This window comes from Streptomyces sp. P17, assembly GCF_032436805.1.
Taxonomy (GTDB): Bacteria; Actinomycetota; Actinomycetes; order Streptomycetales; family Streptomycetaceae; genus Streptomyces.
Window position 1 is genome coordinate 1 of record NZ_JAVRBF010000787.1, and the last position, 274, is coordinate 274.

Annotated in this window: 1 protein-coding gene; it reads right to left on the reverse strand. The window is 60.6% G+C overall.

Features of this window, described 5'->3' with window-relative positions:
* Window positions 1-218, reverse strand: a 218-nt coding sequence (locus tag RMT89_RS42960) for a hydrogenase subunit MbhD domain-containing protein (RefSeq protein ID WP_315889190.1), incomplete at its 3' end; no start/stop codon positions are given.
* Window positions 219-274: the final 56 nt, after the last annotated feature.

Below are 274 nucleotides of genomic sequence, written 5' to 3' on the forward strand. Positions count from 1 at the left end.
GTGCGCAGCAAGAGTGCCCCGGTCACGCCGCTGCCGATGGCCGCTTCCGTCAGGGCGATATCGATGGCCCATAAGCGAACCCAGACGAGGGACAAAAGTAGTCCGTAAACGACGAACCCGATGACCGCTGCGAATGTGCTGCGAACGGCGACGATCCATCCGGCGACGAACAGGATAAGAATTGCGAGGCCTACATCGACGATCAGAGCAACCGTCATGCTTGCGGCCTCTCCTGCTGCGCCAATCGGGCAATGAGCTGAGAGACCGTTGAGCC